Annotated in this window: 11 protein-coding genes; all 11 read left to right on the top strand. The window is 71.6% G+C overall.

Features of this window, described 5'->3' with window-relative positions:
• The first annotated feature begins 108 nt into the window (after positions 1–108).
• Complete coding sequence (locus AC0VY3_RS22150; RefSeq protein WP_475550400.1) at positions 109–1,632, top strand: sugar ABC transporter ATP-binding protein; 1,524 nt, start codon at positions 109–111, stop codon at positions 1,630–1,632.
• Complete coding sequence (locus AC0VY3_RS22145; RefSeq protein ID WP_475550399.1) at positions 1,629–2,681, top strand: ABC transporter permease; 1,053 nt, start codon at positions 1,629–1,631, stop codon at positions 2,679–2,681. The genes AC0VY3_RS22150 and AC0VY3_RS22145 overlap by 4 nt, the downstream gene beginning before the upstream one ends.
• Positions 2,682–2,768: 87 nt before the next feature.
• Positions 2,769–3,803, top strand: a complete 1,035-nt coding sequence (locus AC0VY3_RS22140; protein WP_103507945.1) for a substrate-binding domain-containing protein — start codon at positions 2,769–2,771, stop codon at positions 3,801–3,803.
• 71 nt (positions 3,804–3,874) lie between these two features.
• The gene (locus AC0VY3_RS22135; protein ID WP_103507944.1) at positions 3,875–5,104 is read left to right on the top strand and encodes a Gfo/Idh/MocA family protein; all 1,230 of its coding nucleotides are present in this window, start codon (positions 3,875–3,877) and stop codon (positions 5,102–5,104) included.
• Between the two features lie 13 nt (positions 5,105–5,117).
• Positions 5,118–6,122: a sugar phosphate isomerase/epimerase family protein gene (locus AC0VY3_RS22130; RefSeq protein WP_475550398.1), complete on the top strand. Its 1,005-nt coding sequence runs from the start codon at positions 5,118–5,120 to the stop codon at positions 6,120–6,122.
• Positions 6,123–6,411: 289 nt separating this feature from the next.
• Complete coding sequence (locus tag AC0VY3_RS22125) at positions 6,412–10,131, top strand: ThuA domain-containing protein (protein ID WP_475550397.1); 3,720 nt, start codon at positions 6,412–6,414, stop codon at positions 10,129–10,131.
• A 92-nt stretch (positions 10,132–10,223) separates the two neighbouring features.
• The gene (locus tag AC0VY3_RS22120; RefSeq protein WP_181010760.1) at positions 10,224–11,471 is read left to right on the top strand and encodes an inositol-3-phosphate synthase; all 1,248 of its coding nucleotides are present in this window, start codon (positions 10,224–10,226) and stop codon (positions 11,469–11,471) included.
• Positions 11,468–12,793: an SCO3242 family prenyltransferase gene (locus AC0VY3_RS22115; protein ID WP_475550396.1), complete on the top strand. Its 1,326-nt coding sequence runs from the start codon at positions 11,468–11,470 to the stop codon at positions 12,791–12,793. The genes AC0VY3_RS22120 and AC0VY3_RS22115 overlap by 4 nt, the downstream gene beginning before the upstream one ends.
• A complete protein-coding gene (locus AC0VY3_RS22110) occupies positions 12,790–13,662 on the top strand; it encodes a sugar phosphate isomerase/epimerase family protein (RefSeq protein ID WP_103508652.1) in 873 nt (290 codons plus the stop codon). The genes AC0VY3_RS22115 and AC0VY3_RS22110 overlap by 4 nt, the downstream gene beginning before the upstream one ends.
• The gene (locus AC0VY3_RS22105; RefSeq protein ID WP_103508653.1) at positions 13,656–14,357 is read left to right on the top strand and encodes an EboA domain-containing protein; all 702 of its coding nucleotides are present in this window, start codon (positions 13,656–13,658) and stop codon (positions 14,355–14,357) included. Before AC0VY3_RS22110 ends, AC0VY3_RS22105 begins: the two co-directional genes overlap by 7 nt.
• Complete coding sequence (locus tag AC0VY3_RS22100; RefSeq protein ID WP_103508654.1) at positions 14,357–15,205, top strand: TatD family hydrolase; 849 nt, start codon at positions 14,357–14,359, stop codon at positions 15,203–15,205. Before AC0VY3_RS22105 ends, AC0VY3_RS22100 begins: the two co-directional genes overlap by 1 nt.
• The last annotated feature ends 3 nt before the right edge of the window (positions 15,206–15,208 follow it).

Raw genomic sequence — 15,208 nt, 5'->3', positions numbered from 1 at the left:
GCCGGCTCCACGGCACCTCCAGCCCTGCGCCCTGTCCGCTCACCGGCCCTCCCCGGCCTCTCGGCACCGCCCGAGCAGGGGAGACCCCATTCGCCGAGGGGATTCGTCATGGCACCAGAACCACCCCTGCTCACCATGTCAGGCATCACCAAGCTCTTCCCGGGCGTGCGCGCCCTGGACGGCGTCGACCTGGAAGTCCAGGCCGGCGAGGTCCACTGCCTCCTCGGCCAGAACGGTGCGGGCAAGTCCACCCTCATCAAGGTGCTCGCCGGAGCCCACCAGCCGGGCGACGGCGAGATCACCTGGCGCGGCGAAACCGTCCAGCTCAAGTCGCCGATCGCCGCCATGCGCCTGGGCATCGCCACCATCTACCAGGAACTCGACCTGGTCGAGGGCCTGTCGGTCGCCGAGAACGTCTTCCTCGGCCACGAGCCCACCAGCGCGGGCTTCATCGTCCGTACGGGTGAGGGGCGTTCGGCGGCGAAAGCGCTGCTGGCCCGCCTCGGTCACCCGGAGATCGACCCGGCCCGGCACGTCGGCGACCTCTCCGCCGCCCAGCAGCAGATCGTCTCCATGGCGCGGGCGCTCTCCCACGACGTCCGGCTCATCGTGATGGACGAACCCTCCGCCGCCCTCGACCCCGACGAGGTCGACAACCTCTTCCGGATCGTCGACGGCCTCACCGCCGACGGGGTGGCGGTCGTCTACATCTCGCACCGGCTGGAGGAGATCCGCCGCATCGGCGACCGGGTCACCGTCATCAAGGACGGCCGGACCGTCGCCGTCGGACTGCCCGCCGCCGACACCCCCACCCGAGACATCGTTGCCATGATGACCGGCCGCGACGTCGCCTATGTCTTCCCGCCCCGCCCCGAAGAGCCGGTCTCCGTCACCGCCGAACCGGTGCTCCGGGTCCAAGGCCTGTCCCGCAAGGGCGAGTTCGCACCCGTCGACCTCGAACTGCGGCCCGGCGAGATCGTCGGCCTGGCCGGGCTCGTCGGCTCGGGCCGCTCGGAGATCCTGGAGACGATCTACGGCGCCCGCAAGGCGAGCACCGGAACCGTCACCGTCGCGGGCCGGCAGCTCCGGCCCGGCAGCGTCCGCGCCGCCGTCGCCGCGGGCATCGGCCTCGCCCCCGAGGAACGCAAGGCCCAGGCCCTGCTGATGACCGAGTCGGTCACCCGTAACGTCTCCGTCTCCTCCCTCTCGCGCTTCGCCCGGATCGGCTGGATCGACCGGAGCGGCGAGCGGAAGGCCGCACGGAGCGCCACCCGCGAACTGCAGATGCGGCCCGACAACCCGGACGCCGCCGTCCGCACCCTCTCCGGCGGCAACCAGCAGAAAGCCGTCCTCGCCCGCTGGCTGCTGCGCGGCTGCCGGGTCCTGCTGCTGGACGAACCCACCCGTGGCGTCGACGTCGGCGCGCGCGCCGAGCTCTACGCCGTGATCCGCCGGCTGGCCGACGAAGGCCTCGCCGTACTGCTCGTCTCCAGCGAAGTGCCCGAAGTCCTGGGCCTCTCCGACCGGGTGCTGGTCCTCCGCGAGGGCGAAGTGGTCCACACGGCCCCCGCCCAGGAGCTCGACGAGCACCGCGTACTCGACCTCGTGATGGAAGGGAGCCCGACGCCATGACACAGCCCGCCCCGTCGGCGCAGCACAACGGGCCGGACAAGGGGGCCCCCACCGGCTCCTCCGACGCACCGCACGGGAAGCCGGGCGGCGGCAGGCCGGCCCTCGGACTGCGGCTCGACGTCCGGATCCTGTCCCTGCTCGGCGTCCTCGCCGCCCTGATCCTGGTCGGCGGCATCACCGAACCGGACGCCTTCCTGGACACCGGCAACCTTCAGCTGATCCTGACCCAGGCCTCCGTCATCGGTGTCGTCACCGTCGGCATGACCTTCGTCATCATCAGCGGCGGCATCGACCTCTCCGTCGGAGCGATGGTCGCCCTCGCCTCGGTGTGGGCGACGACCCTGGCCACCCAGGAGTACGGCTTCGCGGGCATCGCGTTCACCGCGGTGATCGTCGGCCTCGCCGCCGGACTCGTGAACGGCGTCCTCATCGCGTACGGGGGAATGGTCCCGTTCATCGCGACGCTGGCCATGCTCGCCTCGGCCCGCGGGCTCGCCCTCCAGATCACCGACGGCAAGACCCAGATCGTCACCGTCGACTCGGTCCTCGACCTCGGCCTGCCCGACTCCTACATCCTCGGGGTCCCGCCGCTGGTCATCATGTTCGCGGTGGTCACCGTCGTCGGCTGGCTGATCCTCAACCGGACCACCTTCGGCCGCCGCACGGTCGCCGTCGGCGGCAACGCGGAGGCCGCCCGGCTCGCCGGCATCGACGTCCGCCGTCAGCGTCTGTACCTCTACCTGCTGTCCGGGCTGTGCTGCGGCATCGCCGCCTTCATGCTGATCGTTCTGGCCGGCTCCGGCCAGAACACCAACGGCAACCTGTACGAGCTCGACGCCATCGCCGCCGCGATCATCGGCGGGACGCTGCTCAGCGGCGGCCGCGGCACCATCGTCGGCTCCGTGCTCGGTGTCCTGATCTTCACCACGATCACCAACCTCTTCGCGCTCAACAACCTCCAGAGCGACGTCCAGCAGATCGCCAAGGGCGCCATCATCGTCGCCGCCGTCCTGGTCCAGCGCCGCACCATGCGCGGCAGGGAGACCTGACCGCGCGCAACCGCACCCGAGCGCCCCACAACGCACCCCCCCGCACCCGCACCTCGTAGCACCCACCGGATGAAGGGTCAGACCGTCATGCCAGAAACCAGCCGCAGAGGGCTGCTGTTCGGAACCGCCGCCGTCTCCGCGGGCGCGCTCCTCACCGCCTGTACCAGCAACGAGCCCAAGAAGACGGAGCCCGCCGGCAACAGCGCCCCCGCCGACGACAAGCCGGGCAAGGCGGTCACCATCGGCTTCGCCGGACCGCAGGCCGACCACGGCTGGCTCAACGCGATCAACGTGAACGCCAAGTCCCGGGCGGAGACGTACTCCGACGTCACCCTGGAGATCACCGAGGGCTCCAACGACACCGCCGCCCAGATCGGCCAGGTCAAGACCCTCATCAACAAGAAGGTCGACGTCCTCGTCGTCCTCCCCGCCGACGGCAAGGCGCTCACCCAGGTCGGCCTGGAAGCGATGCGGGCGGGCATCCCGGTCGTCAACCTGGACCGCATCTTCGCCTCCCCGCAGGCCTACCGCTGCTGGGTCGGCGGCGACAACTACGGCATGGGCCTCAACGCCGGGCACTACATCGGCGAGCAGCTCAAGGACAAGCCGAACGCCAAGGTCGTCGAACTCGCCGGGATCGACAACCTGGAGCTGACCAAGCAGCGCAGCCAGGGCTTCGCCGACGCGCTCAAGAACTACTCCAACATCAAGCTGGTGGCTCGTCAGGCGGCCGAATTCACCGTCGAGTCGGGGCAGGCCAAGATGGCCCAGCTCCTCCAGGCGCAGAAGCAGTTCGACGCCCTGTGGAACCACGACGACGACCAGGGCGTCGGAGCCCTCCGCGCCATCAAGCAGGCGGGCCGCGACGAGTTCATCATGGTCGGCGGCGCCGGCGCCAAGTCCGCGATGGACGCCATCAAGGCCGACGACTCGGTCATCAAGGCGACCGTCCTCTACCCGCCGACGATGGCCGCGTCCGCGATCGACCTGGCGCGGGCGCTCGGCCAGGGCAAGGGCGTCAGCGGACTCTCCGAGATGGAGATCCCCACCTCCCTGACCCTGTACTCCGCGGTCGTGACGAAGGACAACATCGACCAGTACCTGCCGACGGGCTTCAACTGACCGGGACTCCGGGGGGTGCGGAGAGCGCATCCCCCGGCCCGTTACCGCACATCGACGAGGAGGAAGTCCGCATGGCCCGTAGTCAAGAGACGGAAACGCAAGCCCCAGCAACCCCGCCGCGGCAGGCGCCGGGAACGCTCGGGGTCGGCATGGTCGGATACGCGTTCATGGGCGCCGCCCACTCCCAGGGGTGGCGCACCGCCGGACACGTCTTCGACCTGCCCCTGCGGCCCGCTCTCGCCGCGATCTGCGGACGCGACCGGGCGGCGGTCGAGGCCGCCGCCGCCCGGCACGGCTGGGCCGCGGCGGAGACCGACTGGCGGGCCCTGATCGCCCGGGACGACGTCCAGCTGATCGACATCTGCACCCCGGGCGACAGTCACGCGGAGATCGCCATCGCCGCCCTGGAGGCGGGCAAGCACGTGCTGTGCGAGAAGCCGCTCGCCAACAACGTCGACGAGGCGGAAGCGATGGTCCGCGCCGCCGAAGCGGCCGCCGCACGCGGCCAGATGGCCATCGTGGGCTTCAACTACCGCAAGGTGCCCGCGATCTCCTACGCCCGCCGGCTCATCGCGGACGGCCGGCTCGGCCCGCTGCGCCATGTGCGGGCCACCTACCTCCAGGACTGGCTGGTGGACCCCGCCTCCCCGCTCACCTGGCGGCTCAAGCGCGAACACGCCGGGTCCGGCGCGCTCGGCGACCTCGGCGCGCACATCGTCGACCTCGCCCAGTTCCTGTCGGGCGAGCTGATCACCGGGGTGTCCGCCGTCTCCGAGACCTTCGTACGGGAGAGGCCCCTGCTCTCCGGGGCCTCGGCCGGGCTCTCCGGCAGCGCCGACACGGTGGAGCGCGGTGAGGTCACCGTGGACGACGCGGCGATCTTCACCGGCCGCCTGGCCTCCGGCGCACTGGCCTCCTTCGAGGCCACCCGGATGGCGGCGGGGCGCAAGAACGCCCTGCGCCTGGAGATCAACGGGGAGCTGGGCTCGCTCGCCTTCGACCTGGAGCGGCTCAACGAACTGTCCTTCCACGACCACACCGAACCCGCCGCCACCGCGGGCTTCCGGCGCATCCTCGTCACCGAACCCGAGCACCCCTACCTCGAGGCCTGGTGGCCGCCGGGCCACGCCCTCGGCTACGAGCACACCTTCGTCCACCAGGCCCGCGACGTGATCCACACGATCGCCGAAGGCACCGCGCCCCGGCCCTCGTTCGCGGACGGGCTCCAGGTGCAGCGGGTGCTCGCCGCCGTCGAGGAGAGCGCCGCCAAGAACTCCGTCCACACTCCGGTCCCCGCCTAGGAGGTCGCCGCCCATGCCCCGCCCCTTCACCCTCTTCACCGGCCAGTGGGCCGACCTCCCGTTGGAGGAGGTCTGCCGGCACGCCCGGGACTTCGGCTACGACGGACTGGAACTCGCCTGCTGGGGCGACCACTTCGAGGTCGACAAGGCGCTCGCCGACCCCGGGTACCTTGACGGCAGGCACCAACTGCTCGACAAGTACGGGCTGAAGTGCTTCGCGATCTCCAACCACCTGGTCGGCCAGGCCGTCTGCGACCACCCGATCGACGAACGCCACCAGGGCATCGTGCCTGCCCGCATCTGGGGCGACGGCGAGCCCGAGGGTGTACGGCAGCGGGCCGCCGCGGAGATCGCGGACACCGCCCGGGCCGCCGCCGCCTTCGGCGTCGACACGGTCATCGGCTTCACCGGCTCCTCGATCTGGCACCTGGTCGCGATGTTCCCGCCCGTTCCGCCGCACATGATCGAGCGGGGCTACGAGGACTTCGCCGAGCGCTGGAACCCGATCCTGGACGTCTTCGACGCCGAGGGGGTGCGCTTCGCCCACGAGGTGCACCCGAGCGAGATCGCCTACGACTACTGGACCACCAAGCGCGCGCTCGAAGCGGTGGACCACCGGCCCGCGTTCGGGCTGAACTTCGACCCGAGCCACTTCGTCTGGCAGGACCTCGACCCGGTCGGCTTCCTCTACGACTTCCGTGACCGGATCTACCACGTGGACTGCAAGGAGGCCCGCAAACGTCTTGACGGACGCAACGGCCGCCTCGGCTCGCACCTGCCCTGGGGCGACCCCCGGCGCGGCTGGGACTTCGTCTCCGCCGGCCACGGCGACGTGCCCTGGGAGGACGTCTTCCGGATGCTCCGGTCCATCGGCTACGAGGGCCCCGTCTCGGTGGAGTGGGAGGACGCCGGCATGGACCGGCTGCACGGCGCTCCGGAAGCGCTTGCCAGCCTCAAGCGGTTCGACTTCGACCCGCCGTCGGCCTCCTTCGACGCGGCCTTCGGCGGCGGCGAGTAGCACGGTCTGCCAGGCCCCGGGGGCATGATCCGCGCATCGGGCCCCAGCCCCCGGGGTGGCCTCGCCCTGCCCGGAAATCGCTTTGTCCTGACGGAAGCAGAAGTTCGACTTACCTGTTGCACAAGGGCTTTCCGTCGAGGACGAACAGGTCTACCGTCCACCACGTGTACACGACATGACTCGCGTCACCGGGGTCGCTCCTGACCCCGGCGACGCACGCGCGGCAGTCCCCGCGCGGCACGGCACGGCTACACCCGCCCGTACAACCGGCACTCTCCGGAGGACCTACGTGCACAGAACCAGAAAGCGGCTCCTGGCCCGGACCCCCGTCCGTAAAACCCTCGCGCTGCTCACCGGCGGCCTGCTCGCCGCAGCCACCCTGACCCTCGGCTCCGCCCCCGGCGCCGCCGCCCACCCGGGCCACCCCGGGCACGACGAGCCCGTGGCGGAGGACTTCCAGCAAGTCACCCTCGCCAAGGGCGCCGAGGAGACCGGCGAGCCCATGTCGCTCGCCGTCCTCCCCGACCGCAGCGTGCTGCACACCTCGCGCGGCGGCGAGCTGCGGATCACCGACAGCGCCGGCAACACCAGGATCTCCGGCACCCTCCCCGTGTACACGCACGACGAGGAAGGCCTCCAAGGCGTCGGCGTCGACCCGGACTTCGCCGAGAACCGGGCGATCTACCTCTTCTACGCGCCCCCGATGGACACCCCGGCGGGCGACGCCCCCGAGACCGGAACCGCCGCCGACTTCGCGAAGTTCGACGGCGTCAACCGGCTCTCCCGCTTCGTCCTCAACGAGGACGGCACCCTCGACACCGCCAGCGAGAGGAAGGTCCTGGACGTCCCCACCTCGCGCGGCATCTGCTGCCACGTCGGCGGTGACATCGACTTCGACAAGGACGGCAACCTCTACCTCTCGACCGGCGACGACACCAACCCCTTCGCCTCCGACGGCTTCACCCCCATCGACGAACGCCCGGACCGCAACCCGGCGTTCGACGCCCGCCGCACCTCGGGCAACACCAACGACCTGCGCGGCAAGATCCTGCGCATCAAGGTCGCCGACGACGGCTCGTACACCGTTCCCGAGGGCAATCTCTTCGAGCCGGGCACGGACAAGACCCGCCCCGAGATCTACGCGATGGGCTTCCGCAACCCCTTCCGCTTCTCCGTCGACCAGGCCACCGGCACCGTGTACGTCGGCGACTACGGCCCCGACGCGGGCGCGGCCGACCCCAAGCGCGGACCGGCCGGCAAGGTCGAGTTCGCCCGGGTGACGAAGGCCGCCAACTTCGGCTGGCCCTTCTGCGTCGGTGACAACGAGCCCTACATCGACTACGACTTCGCCACCAAGACCTCCGGTGCCGCCTTCGACTGCGCCGCCCCGAAGAACGAGTCGCCGCACAACACCGGGCTCGTCGACCTGCCGCCGGCCGAGGCCGCGTGGATTCCGTACGACGGCGGCTCGGTGCCCGAGTTCGGCACCGGCTCCGAGTCCCCGATGGGCGGACCCGTCTACCGCTACGACGCGGACCTCGACTCCCCGGTGAAGTTCCCCGAGGCCTACGACGGCGACTTCTTCGCCGGTGAGTTCGGCCGCCAGTGGATCAAGCGCATCGAGCAGGACGCCGACGGCGCCGTCCAGTCCATCAACGACGTGCCGTGGTCCGGCACCCAGATCATGGACATGGCCTTCGGCCCGGACGGGGCGCTGTACGTCCTCGACTACGGCCTCGCCTGGTTCGGCGGCGACGAGAACTCCGCGCTCTACCGCATCGAGAACGCCACCGGAGGCCGCTCGCCCATCGCGGAAGCCTCGGCGAACAAGACCTCGGGCACCGCGCCGCTGAAGGTGAAGTTCTCCTCGGCCGGCACGGCGGACGGCGACGACGACCCGCTGACCTACTCCTGGGACTTCGGTGACGGCGGCACCTCCACCGCCGCCAACCCCACGTACACGTACAAGAAGAACGGCACCTACACCGCCACCCTCACCGCCGAGGACCCGACCGGCCGCACCGGCTCCGCCAGCGTCCACGTCACCGTCGGCAACACCGCCCCGACCGTGGAGCTGGTGCTCCCCAAGGACGGGCAGCTCTTCGAGTTCGGTGACTCCGTGCCGTTCAAGGTGAACGTCAGCGACCCGGAGGACGGCACCATCGACTGCACCAAGGTCGAGGTCAAGTTCACCCTGGGCCACGACAGCCACGGCCACGACATCACCACCGAGCACGGCTGCGAGGGCACCATCAAGACCGCCATGGAAGGCGGCCACGATCCCAACGCCAATATCTACGGCGGCATTTCGGCCTCGTACACCGACAACGGCGGTGGCGGCCAGGGCAAGCTGACCGGAAAGGACGCCTCCCGGCTCCAGCCCAGGCACCGCCAGGCCGAGCACTTCGACGACTCCTCCGGCGTCACCACGCCGAGCAAGTCCAGTGCGCACGGCGGCAAGACGGTCGGCGACATCCACAACGACGACTGGATCTCCTTCAACACCTACGTCCTGGCAGGCACCACCAAGCTCACCGCCCGTGTCTCGTCGGCCGGTTCCGGCGGCTTCCTCGAAGTCCGCACCGGATCGCCCACCGGCAAGATCCTCGGCTCCGGCCCGGTCCCGGTGACCGGCAGCTGGGACACCTTCCAGGACATCGACATCCCGCTGCGCGGCGCGCCCAAGAAGCAGACCGAGCTCTTCCTCGTCTTCAAGGGCGGCGACGGAGCCCTCTACGACATCGACGACTTCGAGCTCTCCAACACCCCGGTCGACAAGACCGCCAAGCGCGTCCTGGTCTTCTCCAAGACCGCCGGCTTCCGCCACGACTCGATCCCCACGGGCATCGAGGCACTGAAGGAGATCGGCAAGGACACCAACATCACGGTCGACTCCACCGAGTCCGCCGCTCAGTTCACCACCAGCAACCTGGCCCGCTACGACGCCGTCGCGTTCCTCTCCACCACCGGAGACGTCCTCAACGCCGAGCAGCAGAAGGCGTTCGAGAACTACGTGGCCACCGGGGGCGGTTACGTCGGCATCCACGCGGCCGCCGACACCGAGTACGACTGGGAGTTCTACGGCGGCCTCGTCGGCGCCTACTTCGACTCCCACCCGCAGATCCAGCCCGCCACCGTCCGCGTCGAGGACCACGACCATCCGGCCACCGCGCACCTGGACGAGGAGTGGGAGCGCACCGACGAGTGGTACAACTACCGCACCAACCCCCGGGACAAGGCCAAGGTGCTGGCCACCCTCGACGAGACCACCTACACCGGCGGCAACATGAAGGGCGATCACCCGATCTCCTGGTGCCAGACCTACGAGGGCGGCCGCTCCTTCTACACCGGCCTCGGCCACACCAAGGAGTCCTACGCCGAACCGGCCTTCCGCAGCCACGTCCTGGGCGGCCTGCGCTACGCCACCGGCCAGGTCAAGGCCGACTGCAAGCCGGACAAGGACTACCGGCCCATCTTCAACGGCAAGACGCTGGAGGGATGGAAGCAGGCGGGTCCGGGGAAGTTCTCCATCAGTGACGGAGCCCTGCACTCCGAGGGCGGCATGGGCCTGCTCACCTACCAGGCCAAGGAACTGAAGTCGTACTCGCTCAAGCTCGACTGGAAGATGGCCGGCGACGACAACTCCGGTGTCTTCGTGGGCTTCCCGGAGTCCGACGACCCCTGGTCGGCGGTCGACAACGGGTACGAGATCCAGATCGACGCCACCGACGCCGCCGACCGCACCACCGGCGCCGTCTACACCTTCAAGTCCGCCAACATCAAGGCCCGCGACCGCGTCCTGCGGCCGCCGGGACAGTGGAACAGCTACGAGATCAAGGTCCGGGGTGAACGTCTGCAGGTCTTCCTCAACGGAGCGAAGATCAACGACTTCACCAACACCGACCCGGCCCGCAGCCTGAAGGACGGCTACATCGGCCTCCAGAACCACGGAGCCGACGACCAGGTGTCCTTCCGCAACATCCAACTGAAGGAGCTGCCCTCGAAGTAGGGCGGCCGCCTCTGCCGACGACGGGCGGGGGAAGCACGCACCTTCCCCCGCCCGTCGTCCACCACCCCGACATCCCCCCAGGGAGGCAGCCCGTGACCGCACACGCCGATCGTGAAGGCCGAACCGACGCCCCAGGCCGAACCGACACCCCGAGCCTTTCGGAGGCTTCCGGCCTCGCGGGCTCCGCGGAGGTCATGGGCCTCGCCGGTGCCGCGGACCGTGCGGAGGTCGCGGGCCGTACCGGCGTCTGGTTCATCGGAGCGCGCGGCTCGGTGGCGACCACCGCCACCGCGGGCTGCGCCGCCATCGCCGCGGGCCTGCACCCGCCGACCGGCATGGTCACCGAGACGTCCCCCTTCGCCGACGCCGGTCTGCCCGCCCTGACCGACCTGGTCTTCGGCGGCCACGACACCCTCGACTGCCCGCTGTCCAAGCGGGCCGAGGCACTGGCCGACGGCGGTGTGCTGCCGCACGGACTGCCCTCCGCCGTACGCGCCGAACTCGACGCCGCCGACGCCGAGATCCGCCCCGGCGGACCGCTCCCCGGCGACACCCGCAGCGACCAGGAGCTCATCGCCGCGTTCGCCGCCGACCTCACCGACTTCGCCCACCGCCACGGCCTGGCCCGCGTTGTCGTCGTCAACGTCGCCTCCACCGAACCCGCGCCCGGCCCCGACGACACCCGGCTGCCCGCCAGCTCGCTCTACGCGGCCGCCGCCCTGCGCGCCGGCTGCGCCTACGCCAACTTCACCCCCTCCACCGGACTGCGCGCCCCCGCGCTCACCGACACCGTCGCCTCCAGCGGACTTCCCCACGCAGGACGCGACGGCAAGACCGGCCAGACGCTGCTCCGTTCCGTGCTCGCCCCGATGTTCCTCCAGCGTGCCCTCGCCGTACGGGCGTGGTCCGGGTCGAACCTGCTGGGCGGCGGGGACGGGGCGGCGCTGGCCGATCCGGCGGCCGCCGCCGCGAAGAACGCCGGGAAGGAACGGGTCCTGGCCGACACCTTCGGCACCCCGCCCGAGGGTGAGGTGCACATCGACGACGTGCCCGCGATGGGGGACTGGAAGACCGCCTGGGACCACATCGCCTTCGACGGCTTCCTCGGCTCCCGCATGATCCTCCAGACCATCTGGCAGGGCTGCGACTCGGCCCTCGCGGCCCCGCTGGTCCTGGACCTGGCCCGGCTGCTCTCCCGCGCCCACGAGGCCGGGATCAGCGGCCCGCTGCCGGAGCTGGGCTTCTACTTCAAGGACCCGGACGGCGGCACCTCGGCTGCGCTCGCCGAGCAGTACGCCACCCTGCTCTCCTTCGCCGAGCGGCTGCGGGCCCAGGCATGAGGCGGCGAGGGCGAGCCGTTCCGGCCGCGCTGGTGGCGGTTCTGGCGCTGCTCCCGGCCGGGCGGCGGAACGGTTTTGCACACGGCGGCCCGTCGGCTGCCGTGACCGATGACCGCCTGTCCGGTGCGGGTGGGACTGCGCCCGCACCGGACAGGCCCGGACCGCCCCCCACGGGCCGGACCGGAGAACAGGGCGCGGACACCGGCGAGAGCCGGCCCCACGCGGCGCCCGGCCGGGGCACGCCCCGGGAACGCCTGCGGGCCTGGGCGGAACTGCTCCGCGTCGCCGCCCTGTTCTCCGTGCCCGGGGACGCGCTGGCGGGCGCGGCGGCGGTGGGCCGCCGTCCCGGCCGGGGCACCGCACTGGCCATAGGCGCGTCGCTCTGCCTGTACGAGGCCGGGATGGCCCTCAACGACTGGGCCGACCGCGAAGAGGACGCCGTGGACCGCCCGCACCGCCCGATCCCCTCGGGCCGCATCAGTCCGGCGGCGGCCCTGGGCGCGGCCGGGGTCCTGACCGCGACGGGTCTCGCCCTGGCGGCCCGGGCGGGTCGGCCCGCGCTGACCGTGGCCACCGGCCTGGCCGCCACGGTCTGGGCCTACGACCTGCACCTGAAGCACACGAAGGCGGGCCCGGCGGCCATGGCGGCGGCCCGCTCACTGGACCTCCTGCTGGGAGCGACGGCCACGGCCACAGCGCCGGGGGCCGGTACGCCGGGCGGTGGAGGGCTCTCCGACAACGTTGCCGGGGTGACGGCGGCCGCGACAGCGGCAGTGGTGCCGGCGCCGGGCACGCTGACGGCATCCCTGCCCGCGCTGCCCGCCGCCTTGGTGCTCGGGGCCCACACCTACGGCGTCACCGCCGTATCGCGCCACGAGGCGCAGGGCGGTTCCACGGGCGTCCCGCTCGCGGTGCTGGCCACCACGACGGCACTCGCGGCAGCGGTGCCGGGGGGTGGAGGGCGTTCCAGCTGGGCCACCGCCCGCGGTGCGGGCCCACAGTCCGGCGGCACCCCAGGGCAAGACCTCTTCGGGCGAGGCATCCCCGGGCGAGGCCTCCCCGGCCGGGCCACCGACCTCCTCCGGCTCCTCGTCATCGCGCTCACCGGCGCCTACCTCCGTACCGCCGGGCCACCCCTCCTGCACGCCGCACTCAACCCGTCCCCGCCGCTCACCCAGCGGGCGGTCGGCGGGGGCATCCGGGCCATGATCCCGCTCCAGGCCGCGCTCGCCGCCCGCGCCGGCGCGCCCGTCACCGGACTCGCCGTCATGGGGCTCGTCCCCCTCGCCCGCAGCCTCGCCCGGAAGGTGAGCCTCACATGACCCTCCACCTCGGATACGGCACCAACGGGCTCACCGACCTCCGCCTCGACGACGCCCTCGGCCTGCTCGCCGACCTCGGCTACGAGGGCGTCGGCCTGACCCTCGACCACATGCACCTGGACCCCATGGCCCCGGACCTCGCCGAACGCACCCGCCAGGTCCGCCGCAGGCTCACCTCCCTAGGGCTCCGGGTCACGGTGGAGACCGGCGCCCGCTATGTCCTCGACCCGCGCCGCAAGCACGGCCCCTCCCTCCTCGACCCGGACCCCGACGCCCGCGCCGCCCGCACCGCGCTGCTCGTCCGGGCCGTCGACGTGGCCGCCGAACTCGGTGCGCACGCCGTCCACTGCTTCAGCGGCATCACCCCGCCCGGCGCCTCGACGGACACCGCGTGGAAACGGCTCACGGAAGCGCTCGCCCCCGTCCTCGAAGCCGCGGACCGGTCCGGCGTTCCTGTCGCCATCGAGCCCGAACCCGGTCACCTCCTCGCCACCCTCGCCGACTTCCACCATCTGCGCGGCCTGCTCGGCGACCCGGGGCCGCTCGGCCTCACTCTCGACATCGGCCACTGCCAGTGCCTGGAGGAGGCCTCGCCGGTGGAGTGCATCAAGGACTCCGCACCCTGGCTCCGGCACGTCCAGATCGAGGACATGCGGCGCGGAGTCCACGAACACCTCCCGTTCGGCGACGGGGAGATCGACTTCCCACCCGTGCTCGCCGCCCTGGCCGCCTCGGACTACCGGGGCCTCAGCGTCGTCGAACTGCCCCGCCACTCCCACGCGGGCCCCGAACTGGCCCGCGCGTCCATCGACTTCCTGCACGACGCCATGACACGCGGTACCGCGACCAGGGGAGCCGCCCCGTGCTGAAGTCCCGCAAGGAACTGGACGCCGAACTCGGCGGGGCCGCCCGCGACTGGCTGGACGAGGCCCTCGCCGAGGCAGCCCACGACGCGGCCCGTGCGGACACCGCGCACGACGCCCCCGGTGCGGAGGCCGCCCACCCCTACGCCTCCCCGCCGTGGGAGTTGCGCTACGCCGCCGCAGGCCGGCACTGCGGCCTCGATCACGCCGACTCCGTACGCTCCCTCCTGCTCGTCGAGGCCCGCGCCTCACTGCCCTCCGTCACCCGGCTCTACCAACAAGGCACCGCCGCCGAACGCCGCGCCGTCCTCCTCACGCTGCACCTCCTCGACCTCGACGACACCGCTCTCCCGCTCGTCGAGGACGCCCTGCGCACCAACGACACCCGGCTGGTCGCCGCCGCCGTCGGCCCCTACGCCGCCCAGCACCTCGACACGCACGCCTGGCGGCACGCCGTACTGAAGTGCCTGTTCACCGAGGTGCCGGTCGCGGCCGTCGCCCGGCTCGCCGAGCGGGCCCGCGGCGACGCCGAACTCGCCCGCATGCTCGGCGACTTCGCCGCCGAACGCACCGCCGCCGGCCGCACCGTCCCCGAAGACCTGCGCACGGTCCTCGCCCTCACCGCCCCGGCCGCCGAGGAAGGCCGCCCGGCCCCGCCGACCGCAGCTCCCGCAGCCCCCGCCCCCACGGAGGAGTCCTGATGCGCATCTTCGACCCCCACATCCACATGACCTCCCGCACCACCGACGACTATCAGGCGATGTACGACGCGGGCGTCCGCGCGCTCGTCGAGCCCTCCTTCTGGCTCGGCCAGCCCCGCACCTCGCCCGCCAGCTTCTTCGACTACTTCGACGCACTCCTCGGCTGGGAGCCCTTCCGCGCCTCGCAGTACGGCATCGCGCACCACTGCACGCTCGCCCTCAACCCCAAGGAGGCGAACGACCCCCGCTGCACCCCCGTCCTGGACGCGTTGCCCCGCTATCTCGTCAAGGACTCCGTCGTCGCCGTCGGCGAGATCGGCTACGACTCCATGACCCCGGCCGAGGACCACGCGCTGGCCGCCCAGCTCCAGCTCGCCGCCGACCACGGCCTGCCCGCCCTCGTCCACACCCCGCACCGCGACAAGCTCGCCGGTCTCCACCGCACCATCGACGTCATCCGCGAATCGAACCTCCCCCCGGAGTTCGTCCTGCTCGACCACCTCAATGAGACAACCGTCAAGGCCGCCACCGACAGCGGCTGCTGGGCCGGGTTCTCCATCTACCCGGACACCAAGATGGACGAGGACCGCATGGTCACCATCCTCCAGAACCACGGCACCGAGAAGATCCTCGTCAACTCGGCCGCCGACTGGGGAAAAAGCGACCCCCTCAAGACCCGCAAGGTCGCCGACGCCATGCTGAAGGCCGGCTTCACCGAGGACGACGTCGACCAGGTCCTGTGGCGCAACCCCGTCGCCTTCTACGGCCAGAGCGGCCGCCTCCAGCTGGACGTCCTGGCACCCGATCCACTCCACGAGGGCAACTCCATCCTGCGCGGCGGGGAGTGAGGC

Source organism: Streptomyces sp. iso_384, from assembly GCF_056172905.1.
This window is presented reverse-complemented; position numbering and strand designations above follow the sequence as displayed.